This window comes from Delftia sp. Lp-1, from assembly GCF_020523835.1.
Taxonomy (GTDB): domain Bacteria; phylum Pseudomonadota; class Gammaproteobacteria; order Burkholderiales; family Burkholderiaceae_C; genus Comamonas; species Comamonas acidovorans.
This window is the reverse complement of sequence record NZ_JAJALJ010000001.1, coordinates 3251045-3267223: the sequence shown is the minus strand read 5'-3', so window position 1 is coordinate 3267223 and position 16179 is coordinate 3251045. Positions and strand designations below refer to the sequence as shown.

Here is a 16179-nt window from a genome sequence, read left to right as displayed (position 1 = left end):
CTTGTGTCTCCATTTATTCGGACTTGACGATCAACGGACCCAGGCCTTCCTGAACGGCCTGCTCCTGTTCCACGCGGCCGGGTTTCGGGCGGCCCCAGTGGAGCTTTTGCGCCAGCATGCCCAGGGCGACCAATGCACCGCCCAGCACGCTGGTGTAGAGCACTTCCTTGCGGTAGGTGCCCTCGGCCACCATGACCACCATGGAGGCGACGATGAAGAAGATGGTGGCGTAGGTCAGCGCCGGGAAGCACCACATCTTCAGGCGGATGGGCGTGCCGCTGGCTTCGAGCTTGCGGCGCATGTGCAACTGCGACACGGCGATGCACAGGTACACCAGCAGCGCGATGGAGCCGGTCGCGGCCATGAGCACATCGAACACGTCCATCTGGCCGGTGGCGGTAAGGGCGACCGTCAGCAGGGCCAGGGCGCTGGAGGCGATGACGGCCATGTAGGGCGCGCTGGTGCTGCGGCCCAGGGTCGTGAACATTCGGGGGGCGTCGCCGCGGCGCGCCAGCGAGAAAAGCATGCGGCTGGAGGTGTAGAGCGCCGAGTTGAAGCAACTGCACACGGAAGTCAGCACCACGAAGTTGACGATCTGGCCGGCGAAGGGAATGCCCAGGTGCTTGAGCGCGACGGCATAGGTGCCTTCGGTGGAGAGGATCAGGCCCGGGGTGTCGTACGGAATCAGGCAGACCACGATGAAGATGGAGCCCACGTAGAACAGCGAAATGCGCCAGACCACGGACCGGGTGGTCCGCACGATTTCCTTGCCCGGGTCCTGGGATTCGGCCGCCGCCACGGTGACGATCTCGGCCCCGATGAAGGCGAACATAGCGCCCAGCAGCGCCACCACCACGGCGCCGGGCCCGTTGGGCATGAATCCCTTGCTGGTCAGGTGCGCCATGCCTGCGACATCGCCCGCAGGCCAGAGCCTGGCGATGGCCAGCGCTCCGATGGCGATGAACAGCACAATGGCCACGACCTTGATCAGAGCGAACCAGAACTCGAACTCGCCATAGTTGTGCACCGGCAGGAAGTTGACGGCCATCAGGCCGAAGACCACCACCAGCATGTAGCCCCAGATGGGAACGGCCGGCATCCAGGCGTTGAGGATGGCCCCGGCCACATAGGCCTCCCAGCCCATCAGCAGTGTCCAGAAGCACCAGTACAGCCAGCCGATCGTGAAGCCGGCCCAGCGCCCGATGGCGCGGTCTGCGTAGGTGGAGAACGAGCCGCTGTCAGGCTGCGCCACGGCCATCTCGCCCAGCATGCGCATGACCAGCACCACCAGGATGCCCCCGCCCATGTACGCCAGGATGGCTGCGGGGCCGGCACTGGCAATCACCTTGCCGGAGCCGACGAACAGCGCACCGCCGATCACCCCCGCAATGGATAGCATGGTGAGGTGCCGCGGCTTCAGCCCACCTTCGAGTTGCTGACTCATTTCATGTCTCCTTGTGTTTGCTGTTGCAAAGTGGGCGCGACCCGCGTGCTGCATGCCGTGCGCAGAGCGAGGCCAGGCGAGGCGCCATCCGGCGGGCAATGGGTGCAGGCAGCAACCGCCTCAACGGGGCTGGGCGGCCATGGTCTCGATGAGGGTCTGCAACTGGGCGCTCATTGGCAGGTCCAGGCTGGTGCCCGAGGGCAGGCGGCGCAGGAACCAGCGCCTGTACTGGCGCTCGATCTCGCCGTCCTCGGCCAGCGCCTGGAAGCTGCTCCTCACCACCTGGGCCAGCTGGGGGTCGTCCTTGCGGAACATGATGGCGTAGGGGTCGTAGGAGAGGTAATCGCCCACCACCTGGAGCCTGGCGCCCTGGCTCGCGCCCGTGCCGCCGTTGCCCTCCGCCTTGCCGGCGTTCTCCGCGATCAGGCCGTACAGCAGCACGTCGTCGGTGGCGAAGGCGTCGGACTGGCCGCCGGCCACCTGGGCAAAGCCCTGGGAGTGGTCGGGCACCACCTGCAGCTGCATGCCCAGGTGAAATTTCCTGTCCAGGTCGCGCATGGCTTTTTCATTGGTGGTGCCGGCCGTCACCGCCACCTTCTTGCTGGCCAGGTCGCGCAAGGAGCGGATCTGCGTGTCCTGCCGGACCATGACCTTGGTGCCGGCCACGAACATGATGGGCGAGAAGGCCACGCGCTTTTGGCGCTCCAGGTTGTTGGTGGTGGAGCCGCACTCCAGGTCCACCTGGCCGCTGGCCACCGCGTCCACGCGGTTGTCGGCCGTGACGGGCACCCAGCGGATGGCCAGGCTCCTGTTGACCGCATCCTCGATGCTGGTCACCAGCGCCTTGCACAGCTCGATGGAGTAGCCGATGGGCTCGTTGCGCGCGTTCAGGTAGGAAAACGGCACCGAGGCCTGGCGGTAGCCCAGCGCAATGGAGCCGCTGGCGCGCACCTTGGCCAGCGTGCCGCTGAGCGTGGCGGGCGCGCGGCTGGCGGCGGTGCGCTCTGGCGTGTCGGCTTCCTGCGCGCCGGCCGTGGCGGCCAGCAGCGCAAGGGCCGCCACGCCCGCTGCCGCTGCCACCCGCGCCGGCCCCCGCAGCGCCCATGGCTGCCCGGGCCGTGATCTGGGTTCGGGTTTCATGGCGTTTCCTTGTGCGGGTTGTCAGGAATGGGCCGGGGAGGCGGGATGGGCCAGCGTGGCCTTGACCTCCGAATCCAGCCGTGCGGCGTTGGCGGCGGCTTCGGTCTCGGGCAGCAGGTCGCCCTCCCACTTGGCGACGACGGCGGTGGCGATGGAGTTGCCCACGGCGTTGGTGGCCGATCGGCCCATGTCCAGGAAGGTGTCCACGCCCAGGATGAGCAGCAGGCCGGCCTCGGGGATGTTGAACTGGTTGAGCGTGGCGGCGATCACCACCAGCGAGGCGCGCGGCACGCCGGCCATGCCCTTGGAGGTCAGCATCAGGATCAGCAGCATGGTGATCTGCGTGCCCAGCGACAGGTGGATGTCGTAGGCCTGGGCGATGAACAGCACGGCGAAGGTGCAGTACATCATGGAGCCGTCGAGGTTGAACGAGTAGCCCATGGGCATCACGAAGCTGGAGATCTTGCGCTTGACGCCGAAGCGGTCCAGCGCGTCCAGGATCTTGGGGTAGGCGGCCTCGGAGCTGGCGGTGGCGAACGAGAGCATGAAGGCTTCCTTGATCAGCACCAGCAGCCTGAAGATGCGCGGGCCCAGGAACAGGAAACCGGCGATCACCAGCACTCCCCACAGCAAAAACAGGCCCAGGTAGAAGTCCCCCATGAAGACGGCGAACTTCAGCAGGATCTCCAGGCCGTTGACCGACACGGTGGCGGCCATGGCCGCCAGCACGGCCAGCGGCGCGAGCTTCATCACATAGCCGGTGATCTTGAGCATGACGTGGGACAGCTCGTCGATGGCGGCCACCAGCGTCCTGCCCTTTTCACCGAGCGCGGCCAGGGCCACGCCGAAGAACATGGAGAACACGACGATCTGCAGGATCTCGTTGTTGGCCATGGCCTCGGCAAAGGACTTGGGCACCAGGTGGCTGACGAAGTCCTTGAGCGTGAACTTGGCGGTGGCGAGGTTGGCCGAAGCGCCGATGTCCGGCAGCGGCAGCCCCAGGTTGTGGCCCGGCTGCAGCACGTTGGCCAGGACCAGGCCCATGACCAGCGACACCAGCGAGGCGGTGACGAACCAGCCCATGGCCTTGAGGAACACCCGGCCCACCGAGGCCGCATCGCCCATGTGCGCGATGCCCACCACCAGCGTGGAGAACACCAGCGGGCCGATCAGCATCTTGATCAGCCGCAGGAACACGTCCGACATGATGGAGATGTAGCCCGCGATCTGCGCGGCCGCCTTCTTGTCGGGGAAGTTGATGAACACCATGTAGCCGATCACGATGCCCAGCACCATGGCAACCAGAATCCAGATGGCGGGTGGAAGTCTTCTTGTCATTTCCATGTCTCCTTTGGTAGTCGTCGTGTATGTGTGGCAAGAGGCAAGAGGCAAGAGGCTGGACCTGCGCCGGCGCATGCAGGGGCCTGGCGCGCGGGGTCCGCTCACGGCGGGCGCTGGCCCGGGTAGGCGATTTCGCGCTGGCCTTCCTCGAAGGCGTGCAGGCTCTGGAGCCAGGTCTGGCCCGGCCACGACAGCTCGATGCGGCCTGCTCCTGGCGCATAGGCGGCCGTGTACAGCGTTCCGTATCCGCGCCGCCAGGCGGGCTGGTACAGGGGCTCGCGCAGCAGCGCGGCCTGGGCGTCACGGGCCGGCGTGCCGGCGTCGATCTGCTGCTGCAGGGCGGCCAGCCGCTCGCAGGCGCTGGTGGCGCGTGCATGCTCGGGCCACTCCACCGTGTGCTGGAAGTTGGTCACGGCCCGGCGCCGGGTCACTTCCACGGGGCGGTCGGGATTCAGGAACACCGTGGCCCATTCGCCCCGGGCATCGAGCAGCGTGACGCTGTAGCACATGTGCACGGGCACGCGCTGCAGGATGGCAACGGCGGATGCGGTGTCGCGAGCGATCTCCAGCACATAGCGCAGCACCAGCGGAATGCCGAAGCCGTCGCCATGGGCCGTGCGGCCGCCGAAGGACAGCGAGGCGGCCAGGCCCGACTCGTTCATGCCGTCCAGCGCGCCCCACAGGCAGTCGCCCATGGCGGCCACGCGCTGCCCGCTCCAGCGCGTGGCCAGCCAGTGGCCCTCCAGCAGCGCGGGCGCGAAGTCGTAGTTGCGCAGCAGCATGGGTTCCTGCTGGCCCACCGCATCGAGCCAGACGGCCTGGGAGCAGCCGGTGATGTAGGGCGGCGGGCACCACAGCGACAGGAAGCGCGCCTCGATGTCACCGCCGCCGGCCAGCTCCACCAGCCGCTCCCAGGTGGGCACCAGTTCCGGCATGTGCTGGCGCAGGGCGCGGCGGCACTCCAGGAAGCCGGCGCGCGCCACCGCGCCCTGGCGCAGGAACCAGGCCCGGTAGTAGGGCCAGGCCTGCTCGCACAGGGCCTGCCATTTCCGGCCGGGCTGGTCTTCGGCGATGGCCTGGAAGCGGATGCGGGAAGGCATGGACAAGGGCATGGGAGTGCCTTCAGAGGATCTTGAACGAGCCCGGCGCCGGTGCTGCGCCAGGCTGGGTGGCCAGGATGGGCTTGCCCGCGTAGTAGTTCTTGATGCCGCGTATCCAGTCGCGCGCCCGGATGTTGAGCTTGAAGTTGTCGTCCATCGAGCGGCCGCGCGTGATCAGGATGCCCAGGTCGGCGCCTTCGTAGCGGTAGTCGCCGGGGCCGGTGATGCGCAGGAAGAAGGCCTCGCGCTCGGTGTCTATGGCCTTGCGGTTGTAGTCGAAGCGCTGGTAGGCGACGCTGCCGTCCTCGCCCATGCGGTAGATGCCGGTGGCCGGAGCATGCGTGACCTGGTCGATGCGGTCCTCGTTGAACTTGAGCACCACCTGAGACCAGGAATCGATGAAATGTGGCTGCGCCCAGCGCTCGTTGATCTCCTTGACGTTCAGGTCGAACGGCACGCCCGAGAATTCGAGCAGGTGGAACAGGAACAGCGGCGCATCGGCGTAGGCGAAGGCGGCATGGTTGGTCATGGGGCTGGCGCCGCAGATGCGCGGGTTCAGCTCGCCCAGGTAGACCTCGCCGGTGTCGGTGTCGATCAGGAAGTCCAGGTCGAAGTAGCCGCGGTAGCCCTCGGCCAGCAACTGGTTGCCGAAGCGCTCGGCCATGTCGCGCGCCCTGGCGCGCACCTCCTCGGAGAAGGCGCCCGGGAACACTTCGTTGCCGCACCAGCCGCCCTTGTAGGGCGTGAGTTCGCGCGCGCCCACCACCTCGGTCAGCAGCGGCCCGACCAGGGTGCCCGACTGGGTGGCGCAGGCCTCCAGCGTGGCGCCGCGGCAGTTGATGCGCTTCATGATCTTGACCTCGGGGTCGTTGACGATCTCGTCCTTGTGCTTGTCGAAGTCCTCGCGCGAGGCGATGAAGAAGGTGGTGTGGCCCGAGTCGCCGAAGGCCGACTGCACCACCAGGTCCTTGCCCAGGCCGTGGCGTTCGGCGATCTGCATCAGGTGCTCGTAGCTGTCCACCTTCTCCAGCGCGTTGGGCACCGAGTAGACGCCGGCCTTGTTGCCTATGCGCACGGTCTCCATCTTGTTGTCGCAGCGCTGGCGCAGCGCGGCTGGCGGAAACCAGACCTCCATGCCCAGCTCCCGAGCCAGGGCCTCGGTCTTCTCGTCGAACATCAGGAAGGTGGCGACCGGCTTGCCGCCGCGCCGCTCGATCAGGTCCACCACGTCCTTGTGCTGCAGCAGGTAGTTGTTGATGTCCTCGATGGACTCGAAGGGCTCGTGCGGCAGCTCCTGCGGCACGAAGGCGTTGGGGTGGCGGCCGTCGAAGCAGTCGATGTAGTTGATGTAGCGGAAGCGGTTGACCCAGCGGTCCATGCCCAGCAGGTTGAAGTTGGTGGCGCTGATGAAGTAGATGGGCCGCTCGTTGCGGTGGAACATCAGCAGCAGGTCGGCAACGCTTTTGACTTTGTTGTTCACTTCTTGCTCCTCGTCGTGGTCTTCTTCGGGGTGGGGGAAAGCGTGATCAGTTCAGGTTCGGGCTCGGGTCGGACCAGGCCCAGGCCTTCGTCGCCCGCCTGCGGCTGCGCCGCGCGGCCCGACAGTGCCAGCGCGGCGCGCGCGGCCGTGGCCTGGGCGGCGCGGTCCAGCGCGGCCCGGCTGAAGATGCGAAAGCCCAGCTCAGGCCGGAAGCCGTGGATCTCGCGCACATCTAGCGCGGCCATGAACTGCAGGATCTCGGCGCTGATCACCTGCCCGGGCACGAGGATGGGAAAGCCCGGCGGGTAGGGGATCACGAAGAGCGCGGACACCAGCTCGCGCCCCTCGGCAATGGCGCGCGCGGCCTCTGCCATGTCGATGTATTCGCAGTTGGTGTCGTCGTACGAGAGGAAGAAGGCGCTGCGGATGTCGCCGTCGCGCGTGCCTGCGCGGCCTTCGACGCTGCGGCCCCGGAAGGCGAAGTGAAAGCTGGAGAAATTGGGCAGCGGCGGCTGCTCCAGCGTGAGCGAGCGCACGCGCCTTTCATGGATGCGCCGCTCGATGGCGCTCAGGTCGGCCACGCGGGCGTCCACGTCGCGGGCAATCTTGATCAGCACCTCGATCAGGTAGGCGATGGCCGAGCGCGTGCTGCCGATGTTGGTCATGAACAGCACGGTGTTGCGCGAGGTCTTGTTGATCTGGATGCCGTACCTGTCCATCAACTCCTTGTTCTTGAAGGTGTCGCCGTCCATGCCCGTGGTGCCGATGACCAGGGTGGCGCGGCTGGGGTCGAGCACGAACTCGTCGCTGCGCCATGCCACCTCCAGGTTGTCCCAGCCCGTCTCGTCGTTGTAGTAGTTGTCCACGCCCGACTCGCGGTAGGCCAGCGGCACCAGGTCGCCGATGCGCAGGAAGCGGAAGTAGCGCCTGAGCAGGGGGTGGTGCAGCACCTGCTCGCGCAGGCTCATGGCCAGCTCCAGCTGGCGCTGGATCAGCTCGTAGCCCTCCAGTTCCACCTGGCGGCGGCCCACGTCCAGCGAGGCGAGGATCTGGTAGTTGGGCGAGGTCGAGGTGTGCGTCATGTACGCCTCGTGGAAGGACTCCTCGGCCTTGTCCTTGAAGTCCTGGTCCCAGATATGGATCATCGAGCCCTGGCGCAGCGCCGTCAGCGTCTTGTGCGTGGAATGCGTGGCGTAGACCCGGATGCGGGCCTTGGCGGGGTCGGGGATCAGCCGGGTCTCCAGCAACTGCTGGTCGTCCTCCCAGTCGATGCTGGCGGCGAACTCGGCGTGGCGCCTGGCGTAGGCCGGGTCCTTGAAGGTCTCGCACAGCCTGGCGGCGCTGGCCATGGCCGTGCGCGGGCGGTAGATGGGATGGCAGCGCGCGAAGGCGAACCAGGCCTCGTCCCAGAGGAAGACCAGGTCGGGCTTGATGGCCAGGCATTCCGTCATCACGCGCTCCACGTCGTAGACGATGCCGTCGAAGGTGCAGTTGGTCAGCAGCACCATGCGCACGCGCTCCAGCGTGCCCGCGCGCCGAAAGCCCAGCAGGGTCTCCTTGATGTGGCGCAGCGGCACGGCGCCGTACATGGAGTACTGGTCCAGCGGATAGGAGTCCAGGTAGGCCACCTGGGCGCCGGCCAGCACCAGGCCGTAGTGGTGGGACTTGTGGCAGTTGCGGTCCACCAGCACGATGTCGTCGGGCCGCACCAGGGCCTGGACCACGATCTTGTTGCAGGTGGAGGTGCCGTTGGTGGCGAAGTAGGTGCGCCTGGCACCGAAGGCGCGGGCCGCGTACTCCTGGGCCAGCTTGAGCGGGCCCACGGGGTCCAGCAGCGAGTCCAGCCCGCCCGAGGTGGCCGAGGTCTCGGCCATGAACAGGTTCATGCCGTAGAACTGGGCCAGGTCCCCGATCCAGTTGCTGTTCATGATGGACTTGCCGCGCGCCAGCGGCAGCGCGTGGAACACGCCCGTGGGCTGCTTGGCGTAGTCGCGCAGCGCGTGGAAGAAGGGCGTCCTGTGGCGCTCGCCCACGCCTTTCATGATGGCGCTGTACAGCTCGATGTGGTCTTCCTCGCCGAAGAAGATGCGCTTGAAGACCTCGCCCACGCGCGCGGCGATCTCCTCGACGCTGACATCGGTGACCAGGTACAGGTCCAGCTCGGGGCGCAGCTGCGCGATCTGGCGGCCCAGCAGCGGGCCGCGCTCGAACTCGGGCATGGCCTCGCTGTTGTCGTCCATGCCTTCCAGGAAGCGGCGCAGCATGCCGTTCCTGTTGACCGAGCGGAATGGAAAGCCATGGCGTATCACCACGGCCTGCAGGTTGAAGTTGACCAGGGTGGCGATCAGCGCGTCCTCGAAGCTGGGCACCACCACGATGTCGAACACGAAATCATCGTCGGCGCTGCGCTTGCGCTGCACGCGGCGGCGCAGCGCGTCTTCCTCGCTGGCCGACATCTCGTCGACGATCAGCACCTCGAAGTAAGGCCGCGTCAGCTGTGCCTGGCGCTCGCTGTCGGTCTCTATCTGCGAGGGCAGTTCGTTGTCGTTGTCCAGCGTGTTGGCGTCATGGCGGTAGGTGCGAGCAGCCAGCACGCGGTGGATGCGCCGCGCCGCCTGGTGGGCGCGTGCCAGCTCCTCGCGCTCTATCCACTGGCACAGCTCACCGAAGACCCGGCCCCCGGGAAAGGCCCAGTAGCTTTCGACCGGAGCCAGCGCGTCGATGATGTTCTGCACATGGGCCAGGCGGCTGGCACGCTCGGGGTGCTCGGGCGCCAGGATGGCCAGCCGGCTGAGATCGTCCACCAGGCTGATCCAGCCATCGGCACGCATTTCCCAGACGCTGCGGTGGCGGCTGAGGGAGGCACGGGCGCGCGTTTCGCTCGGGGGGCGGGATGTCATCGTTGTCTCCTGGTTTTTTGCCGCATCGCCCGGTGGCTTGCGGCTTTGTGGTGCTCGTGATGTCGATCGCTGGGAAAAGGGGCGTGTCAGGTCATTGGGGCTTGTCCAGTGCTCCCAGGCTGTGCAGGTAGGGGAAGTCGGTGCCGTCCTTGCGGTAGACGGTGAAATCGCAGTCGCGGTCGCGGAAGCTCTTGAGCGGCTGGCCCAGGTTGCTGCGCAGGCCGTGTTCGCGCTCGTGCCGCAGCCGGGCGAAGTCGACCTCGATGGGCATGATCTGGGCGCCGCTGTCGGCCTGGTGGAGCACGTAGCCCGAGGGGTCCACGATGATGGAGCGGCCCACGCCGCCGTCGCCCACGCCGTTCACATCGAAGAAATAGACCTGGTTGGTGACGGCCGAGGCGCGTGCGATGCACAGCTCCACGTCGCGGTCGATGGTGTCCGTCATGGTGGGGTGCAGGATCACCTCGGCGCCCATGGCCACCAGCGTGCGCGTGGTTTCCGGAAACCACATGTCGTAGCAGATGGACACGCCGAAACGGCCCGCGCCAGGCACGTCGAACACGCAAAAGCCGGTGCCGCCGGCCACATCGCGCTCATAAGGCCTGAAGGGGAAGAGCTTGCGAAAACGCGTGACGACCTCGCCCTGCGGGTTGATGACGGGCGTGGTGTTGTAGACCACCGTGCCATCGGGGCCGGCCACGCTCTCGAACAGCGAGCCGGGAATCAGCCACAGGCCGGTTTCCCGGGCCAGCCCGCACAGCCGGTCCTCGGTGGGGCCGGGCAGCGGCTCGGCCCTGTCGTGCTTGGGGCCCAGCGCCGCCAGCTCGGAGAACAGCACCATGCGGACCCAGGGAAAACGCGAGCGGATGTGGCGCAGGTAGCCGGCCATGCGCTCCAGGTTGCTGTCGAAGGCGCAAACCTCCATCTGGACGCCGGCAATGCCGAAGGTGGTGGCCGTACTCATGGCTGCACCTCCTGGCAGGCGGCTTGCCGGGCCGGCGGGGTGCCGCAACGAAAAGCTTTCAACTTCAAGGACATAGGCTGACTGAGGGGCGAATGGAACCGGGCGGAAGGCACAGGTCTTTGAAGTGTCTGGAGGCGGGTCATTGAAAAAATATTCGGCTTTCACGCCTTCGATAGCTATACATGGGGGCGAGTCTATGTTCACATTGATCCCAACAAAAGAACCAAATACCGTGAACAAAAGAGAACCAATTTCCCGCGTTGGAAGTGCCACGCTGCCGGACTTTGTCAATCGGCATTTCCAACGTAGCGATGCCGAGTACAACCACCGCCAGCTCTACCGCATCGTCAAGGAAGGCATCCTGCGCAAGGCCCTGCCGGCGGGCTCGCGGCTGCCCACCAGCCGCGAGCTGGCGCAGACGCTGGGCATTGCGCGCAACACCATCGTCCAGGTCTATGAGCAACTGGCGCTTGAGGGCCTGGTGCAGGCCGGCGTGGGGCGGGGCACCTATGTGGCCGAGGTGGCGCCGGCCTTCGTGAGCCAGCCGCCGTTGCCGCGCCGCCGGGGCACGCCGCTGTCGCGGCGCGGCAGCGCCATCGTGGGCGGGGCGCGGGCCAGCCACCTGCAGTGGGGCGCCTTCGCGCCGGGCGTGCCCGAGCTGCGGCAGTTTCCGGCCGCGCTATGGAGCCGCCTGCACGCCCAGGCCTGGCGCGATCACAACCCGCTGCAGCTGAGCTATGCCACGGGCGCAGGCCATCCCGCGCTGCGCGAAGCCATTGCCGAGCACTTGCAGGGCACGCGCGGCGTGGCCTGCAGCGCGGACCAGATCCTGGTGACCAGCGGCGCCCAGCAGGCGCTGCACCTGATTTCCCAGCTGCTGGCCGATCCCGGCGACACCGTCTGGCTGGAGGACCCCGGCTACTGGGGCGCACGCAGTGTGTTCCGCATGGCCGGCCTGCAACTGCAGCCCATCGCGCTGGACGGCGAGGGCCTGGCGCCCACGCCGCAGCAACTGAAGACACCGCCGCGGCTGATGTTCATCTCGCCCTCGCACCAGTACCCCAGCGGCGTGCTCATGGGCCATGGCCGAAGGCGCCAGCTGCTGGACTACGCGGTGGCCCAGCGGGTCTGGATCGTCGAGGACGACTACGACAGCGAGTTCCGCTTCACCTCGCGCCCGCTTCCTGCGCTGCAGGGCCTGGACGAGCATGGCCGCGTGATCTACCTGGGCACCTTCTCCAAGACCATGTTCCCCTCGCTGCGTCTGGCCTACCTCGTGCTGCCCAGCGACCTGGCCGACAGCTTTGCGCGCGCGCTGAGCGAGCTGTTCCGGGAGGGGCAGATCATGCAGCAGATCGTGCTGGCGCAGTTCATGCGGCAGGGCCACTACGTCAACCACATCCGCCGCATGCGCCAAGTCTACGGCGAGCGCCGGCGCGTGCTCATCGACGAGATAGGCCAGCGCCTGGGCACGGCGGTGACCGTGCAGGGCGGAGACGCGGGGCTGCACCTGGTGCTGGGCCTGCCGCCCGGCTCGGACGATGACGCCATTGCGCGGCAGGCACGCAAGCTGGGCGTTCTCACGCGGCCGCTGTCCCTGTACTCGCTCAGGCCCGATCCGGCCCGGGGCCTGGTGCTGGGCTACGGTGCTGTGACGGAGCAGGAGATCCGCCACAGCTTCGGCCTGCTGGCCGAGGTGATCGCGCCCCATCTGCCGTGAATGGGCGACAGGGCGTCTTCACTCCGGCGCGCCATTCACTCCGGTGCGCCGGTGCAGCCAGCCCAGCAACTGCGCCTTGTCCATGGGCCGGGCAACGTGATAGCCCTGTCCCTCCTGGCAGCCCATGGCGCGCAGGGCCTGCCAGGCGCTGGCGTCCTCTATGCCTTCGGCCAGGACCTGCAGGCCGAGCTTGCGGCCCAGCTGGGCGATCATTTCGGCGATGCGCGCTTCCTGTGATTCGCCAAGCTGGCGCACGAAGCTGCGGTCGATCTTGATGCGGTCCAGCGGCAGGCGCTCCAGGTAGCTCAGCGAGGAGTAGCCGGTGCCGAAGTCGTCGATGGCAATGGTCACGCCCAGGGAGCGCAGGGCGCTGAGCGTGGCCTGCAGCAGCTGGGTGGGCAGGACCGCGACGGATTCGGTGATCTCCAGTTCCAGCTGCGCGCCCTGCAGGCCGTGCTCTGCCAGGGCGTTGCTCACGGTCTGCAGAAAGCCCGGGTCCTGCAGCTGCACGGTGGAGACATTGACGGCCATGCGCCTGGGGGCGCGGCCGGCGTCCAGCAGTTCGCGCATGGTGCGGCAGGCCGTGGCCAGCACCCATTGGCCCAGCGGCACGATGAGGCCCGAATGTTCGGCCACCGGAATGAAGCGGTCGGGCGGCACGAAGCTGCCGTCCTGCCGGCGCCAGCGCAGCAGGGCCTCCAGGCCGACCAGGGCATGGGTTTCCAGGTCCACCTGGGGCTGGTAGACCAGGAAAAGCTGGGCGCCGTCGATGGCGGCGCGCAGGTCGGACAGCAGCAGGGCGCGGTCGCGCGCCTCCATGCCCATCTGCTCGGAGTACTCCAGCAACTGGCCGCGGTGATCGCGCTTGGCGCGCTTGAGGGCGATGGTGGCGTCCTTGACCAGGTCGGTGCCGGCCTGGCGCTCATGGGGCAGGTACACGTAGCCGCAGGTCAGCGAGACCTTGTGCGGCACGCCGTCCACGGCCAGCGGCTGGCGGGCGCAGTCCAGCAACTGGGCCAGGGCCACCTCGTCGGTGGGGCCCAGGATGCCGAAGGTGTCCGATCCCACGCGCGCCAGCAGCACGCCTGCGGGCAGGGCGCTGGCCAGGCGGCGGGCCATGGCTTCGAGCAGGCGGTCGCCGAAGCGGTGGCCCATCACGTCGTTGGTGGCGCTGAAGTCGTCGATGTCCACCAGGGCCAGCACATGGTCACGCGTGCCGCGCCACACGCATTCGTCCACTTTTTCCACGAAGTGGGCGCGGTTGGGCAGGCAGACCAGGGGGTCGAAGTAGGCGGACTGGTGCAGGCGCTCCAGCAGGCCGCGGTTGTGCAGCAGCGTGCGCAGGTTGGCGCAGAAGACTTCGAGCAGCTGGCGGTCCAGTGCGCTGTGCGAGGCCGGCGCGTCGATGAAGACGGCCATGTCCTGCTCGTCGCCCCGGCCGATGTACAGGGCCACGCCGCGCTGCACGCCGTAGATGTTGCGACGGGTCTGCAGCGCCTGGCGCAGCAGGCGCAGCCCGCGCGAGGCCAGCACGGTGGCGATGGGCTGGTCGATGAGCCGGGCGAATGGCCCCGTGGCCGCGAGCACGCGGTAGGGCTCGGCCGGGTGCGTGCCCTCCGAGCAGACCAGGCCTTCGCTGGCCACGCCCAGCAAGGTGGCCAGCTGGGTGATCACGCCCCGCGCGAAGGCGTGCAGATTGGTTTCCTCCAGCAGCGAGGCGCTGGAGCGCACCATCAGCTCCAGGCTGCGGCGGTTGGCCTCGATGGCGCACAGCTGCTCGTAGGAGCGCACGGCGGTCACCACGATGGCCAGCAGCCGGTCGGGCGTGAGTTCGGTCTTGGTGCGGCAGTCGTTGATGTCGTAGCGCAGCAGGGTTTCCAGATCGGGCGCCTGGCCCGGGCGGCCGGTGCGCAGCACGATGCGGCTGTTGCGCAGGCCGGCCGTGTAGCGGATGAAATCCACCAGGTCCAGCCCGGCGCCCGTGCCATCGGTCACGGCGTCGAGCACCACCACGGCCAGGTCCTGCTCGCTGCGCAGCAGGTTGCGCGCCTGCGTGCCGGAGCGGGCGTAGAGGAACACCAGCGGCCGGCCGAACAGGCTGTGGCCTTCCAGCGCCAGGCGGAAGGCGGCGTGTACGTCGGGGTCGCTGTCCACGATCAGCACCCGCCATTCAGGCCCGGGCACGGGCGATGGCGGGGGCGGCTGCAGAGCCGGCTGCAGGAGGGCGGAAGCAGGGGCGGGCGCCCTGGGCGCCCGTGCGCGCATCACGAAACTCATGCCTCAGCCCTGTCTGTGTCCGCGCCGCTCAGGCCGTGGCATGGTCTGCCGCGCGCACGACCTGGTTGCGCCCGCTGCGCTTGGCGGCGTACAGCGCCTCGTCGGCCAGGCTGTAGGCGTCGTCGAAGCGGCCGCCGCTCGGGCGCCAGCTCACGCCGAAGCTGGCCGTGATGCAGCTGGCGTCGGGCAGGCCAAAGGGATGGGCCTCGATGGCGGCGCGCACCTGCTCGGCCACGCACACGGCGCCATCGCTGTCGTGCTGGGGCAGCAGCACGGTGAATTCCTCGCCGCCCACGCGGCCGATGTGGGCCGTGGCCGGCACGGCGGCCTTGAGGCAGCGCACCACGCCCAGGATCACGCTGTCGCCCACGGGGTGGCCGAAGCTGTCGTTCACGCGCTTGAAGTGGTCTATGTCCAGCACGATCAGGGCCAGCCCCTGCTGGGTGAAGTGGCGGTTCACGCGCTCGATGATGGCCGCCCGGTTGAGCACGCCGGTCAGCGGGTCGTGCGTGGCGCGGTATTCCAGCTCGCCGGCCAGGTCCTGCAGGCGCTGGTTGAGCTGGGTCATCTCCAGCTCGGCCCGGTCGCTGCGGCGCACCAGCCGGCGCGTTTCGCGCAGCAGGCGCTCATAGGCGGTCAGCAGCACGCCCAGGGCCTGGTGGCAGGCCTGGGCGCCGGCTTCTTCGCCCCGGTCGTGGGCGGCGCGGGCCGCCAAAAGGGCCTGGTGCTCGGCATCGAAGAGGTCCGCGGGAGCGGCCACGGTGTCCATCACGCCGCCTTCACGGGGTGGCCGGTGAAGGCGATGGCGGGAAAGTCGTCGCGCAGCTCCTCGCCAAACTCGCAGATGGTGTCGTCTTCCTCGTCGTGGTACCAGTGCAGGGCCACGGGCCGGCCGGCCTCGGCGGCGCCGCTCAGTGCCTCGATCAGGTTGAACAGCATCTTGGTGCTGGAGCTGTTGAAGTAGGCCAGCGCGATGTGTACCTCGATGCGCGCCTGCTGCTGCGCCGGCTGCGGCTGGGCCAGGTAGTCCTTGAGGCGGGCCAGGATGCCGCCGTAGAAGGCGGCGGCGTTCTCGGGATAGGACTCGCCACGCAGGTGCAGCGTGTGCGTGTCGAACTGGAAGTCCACTTCCGGGGAACTGGGAGTCGGTGCGATGTAGAGGTTGTCCATGCGTGATCTCGGTGCGTTGTCCGTGCCTGCGGGCCGGGCCTGTCCAGGCCTGGTGCCGGAGCGACGGCTCAGAGCGTGGCTTTCAGGTAGAAGACGGGCCGGCCGTCCACGGTCTGGGCGGGATCGAAGTCGAACTGCAGCGGCTCGCGCGCATCGCGTGCCAGGGTCAGGAAACCCATGCCCGCGCCCTTGCTGCCTTCGGGCGCGTCATCGCGCAGCGACTGGCGGCAGGCCTTCTTGATCTCGTCCAGCGTCATGCTGCGCAGGGCGTCGAGCTTGGCGCGCAGCGCCTCGCCCATGCCAGGCTCGATGGGGTTGGCGCACAGCAGCACGAAGCTGCCGTCGTCCTCGCGGCGGATGCAGACCGCGCCGTGGCGCAGCTCGCCATCGTCCTGGTGGGGCGGGGTCAGGGCATCGGCCGAGTAATGGATGATGTTCTGCGCCATCTCGACAAAGGACGAGAACAGCTTGCGCCGCGTGGGGCCCGGCACGCCGGCCACTTCCAGCTGCAGCCGCACGGCCTCGGCCATGGCCGCGACGATGTTCTGCGAGAAGTAGCCCACGTAGTAGAAGATCACCTGGTGCTGGCGCGCCAGGTGGAAGAAGCTGCCGTACTTGTCGGCGATCTGTGCGGAGGGCATGG

12 protein-coding genes are annotated in these 16179 nt (G+C 68.0%); 1 reads left to right on the top strand and 11 read right to left on the bottom strand.

Features of this window, described 5'->3' with window-relative positions; genetic code table 11:
* Window positions 1-13: 13 nt before the first annotated feature.
* From LGR64_RS14680 to LGR64_RS14650, 7 genes are all read right to left on the bottom strand, one after another.
* Window positions 14-1444 (bottom strand): amino acid permease, encoded by a 1431-nt coding sequence (locus LGR64_RS14680; RefSeq protein WP_230355942.1) that lies wholly within the window; start codon window positions 1442-1444, stop codon window positions 14-16.
* Window positions 1445-1564: 120 nt separating this feature from the next.
* Window positions 1565-2584, bottom strand: coding sequence for an amino acid ABC transporter substrate-binding protein (locus tag LGR64_RS14675; protein ID WP_230355940.1), 1020 nt, complete (start codon window positions 2582-2584; stop codon window positions 1565-1567).
* A 21-nt stretch (window positions 2585-2605) separates the two neighbouring features.
* A complete protein-coding gene (locus LGR64_RS14670; protein WP_180317419.1) occupies window positions 2606-3922 on the bottom strand; it encodes a dicarboxylate/amino acid:cation symporter in 1317 nt (438 codons plus the stop codon).
* A 104-nt stretch (window positions 3923-4026) separates the two neighbouring features.
* Window positions 4027-5037, bottom strand: a complete 1011-nt coding sequence (locus LGR64_RS14665) for a C45 family autoproteolytic acyltransferase/hydolase (RefSeq protein WP_096915947.1) — start codon at window positions 5035-5037, stop codon at window positions 4027-4029.
* 10 nt (window positions 5038-5047) lie between these two features.
* The gene (locus LGR64_RS14660; RefSeq protein WP_013802977.1) at window positions 5048-6505 is read right to left on the bottom strand and encodes a biotin carboxylase; all 1458 of its coding nucleotides are present in this window, start codon (window positions 6503-6505) and stop codon (window positions 5048-5050) included.
* Complete coding sequence (locus LGR64_RS14655; protein WP_141833508.1) at window positions 6502-9405, bottom strand: aminotransferase class I/II-fold pyridoxal phosphate-dependent enzyme; 2904 nt, start codon at window positions 9403-9405, stop codon at window positions 6502-6504. The genes LGR64_RS14660 and LGR64_RS14655 overlap by 4 nt, the downstream gene beginning before the upstream one ends.
* Before the next feature lie 91 nt (window positions 9406-9496).
* Window positions 9497-10369, bottom strand: a complete 873-nt coding sequence (locus LGR64_RS14650; RefSeq protein WP_013802975.1) for a carbon-nitrogen hydrolase family protein — start codon at window positions 10367-10369, stop codon at window positions 9497-9499.
* Between the two features lie 232 nt (window positions 10370-10601).
* Between LGR64_RS14650 and pdxR the strand changes: the two genes are divergently transcribed.
* Window positions 10602-12089 (top strand): MocR-like pyridoxine biosynthesis transcription factor PdxR, encoded by a 1488-nt coding sequence (pdxR, locus tag LGR64_RS14645; protein WP_353175103.1) that lies wholly within the window; start codon window positions 10602-10604, stop codon window positions 12087-12089.
* An 18-nt stretch (window positions 12090-12107) separates the two neighbouring features.
* On the opposite strand, the gene LGR64_RS14640 is transcribed toward pdxR, so the two are convergent.
* The 4 genes from LGR64_RS14640 to LGR64_RS14625 all read right to left on the bottom strand — a co-directional run bounded on the left by LGR64_RS14640 (window position 12108) and on the right by LGR64_RS14625 (window position 16177).
* Window positions 12108-14366 (bottom strand): putative bifunctional diguanylate cyclase/phosphodiesterase, encoded by a 2259-nt coding sequence (locus LGR64_RS14640; protein ID WP_230355938.1) that lies wholly within the window; start codon window positions 14364-14366, stop codon window positions 12108-12110.
* Between the two features lie 28 nt (window positions 14367-14394).
* The gene (locus LGR64_RS14635) at window positions 14395-15135 is read right to left on the bottom strand and encodes a GGDEF domain-containing protein (RefSeq protein WP_034392248.1); all 741 of its coding nucleotides are present in this window, start codon (window positions 15133-15135) and stop codon (window positions 14395-14397) included.
* On the bottom strand, window positions 15135-15536 hold the full coding sequence (locus LGR64_RS14630; RefSeq protein ID WP_012204882.1) for a DUF1987 domain-containing protein: 402 nt from the start codon (window positions 15534-15536) through the stop codon (window positions 15135-15137). Before LGR64_RS14630 ends, LGR64_RS14635 begins: the two co-directional genes overlap by 1 nt.
* 68 nt (window positions 15537-15604) lie before the next feature.
* The gene (locus LGR64_RS14625; protein ID WP_013802972.1) at window positions 15605-16177 is read right to left on the bottom strand and encodes a SiaB family protein kinase; all 573 of its coding nucleotides are present in this window, start codon (window positions 16175-16177) and stop codon (window positions 15605-15607) included.
* Between the last annotated feature and the right edge of the window lie 2 nt (window positions 16178-16179).

Excerpts from the sequence above, each read along its gene's own strand:
- LGR64_RS14670 (WP_180317419.1), bottom strand. The coding sequence starts at position 3,922 with ATGACAAGAAGACTTCCACCCGCCATCTGGATTCTGGTTGCCATGGTG.
- LGR64_RS14650 (WP_013802975.1), bottom strand. The coding sequence starts at position 10,369 with ATGAGTACGGCCACCACCTTCGGCATTGCCGGCGTCCAGATGGAGGTT.
- LGR64_RS14635 (WP_034392248.1), bottom strand. The coding sequence starts at position 15,135 with ATGGACACCGTGGCCGCTCCCGCGGACCTCTTCGATGCCGAGCACCAG.
- LGR64_RS14625 (WP_013802972.1), bottom strand. The coding sequence starts at position 16,177 with ATGCCCTCCGCACAGATCGCCGACAAGTACGGCAGCTTCTTCCACCTG.
- LGR64_RS14655 (WP_141833508.1), bottom strand. The coding sequence starts at position 9,405 with ATGACATCCCGCCCCCCGAGCGAAACGCGCGCCCGTGCCTCCCTCAGC.
- LGR64_RS14665 (WP_096915947.1), bottom strand. The coding sequence starts at position 5,037 with ATGCCCTTGTCCATGCCTTCCCGCATCCGCTTCCAGGCCATCGCCGAA.
- LGR64_RS14680 (WP_230355942.1), bottom strand. The coding sequence starts at position 1,444 with ATGAGTCAGCAACTCGAAGGTGGGCTGAAGCCGCGGCACCTCACCATG.
- LGR64_RS14640 (WP_230355938.1), bottom strand. The coding sequence starts at position 14,366 with ATGAGTTTCGTGATGCGCGCACGGGCGCCCAGGGCGCCCGCCCCTGCT.
- LGR64_RS14630 (WP_012204882.1), bottom strand. The coding sequence starts at position 15,536 with ATGGACAACCTCTACATCGCACCGACTCCCAGTTCCCCGGAAGTGGAC.
- LGR64_RS14675 (WP_230355940.1), bottom strand. The coding sequence starts at position 2,584 with ATGAAACCCGAACCCAGATCACGGCCCGGGCAGCCATGGGCGCTGCGG.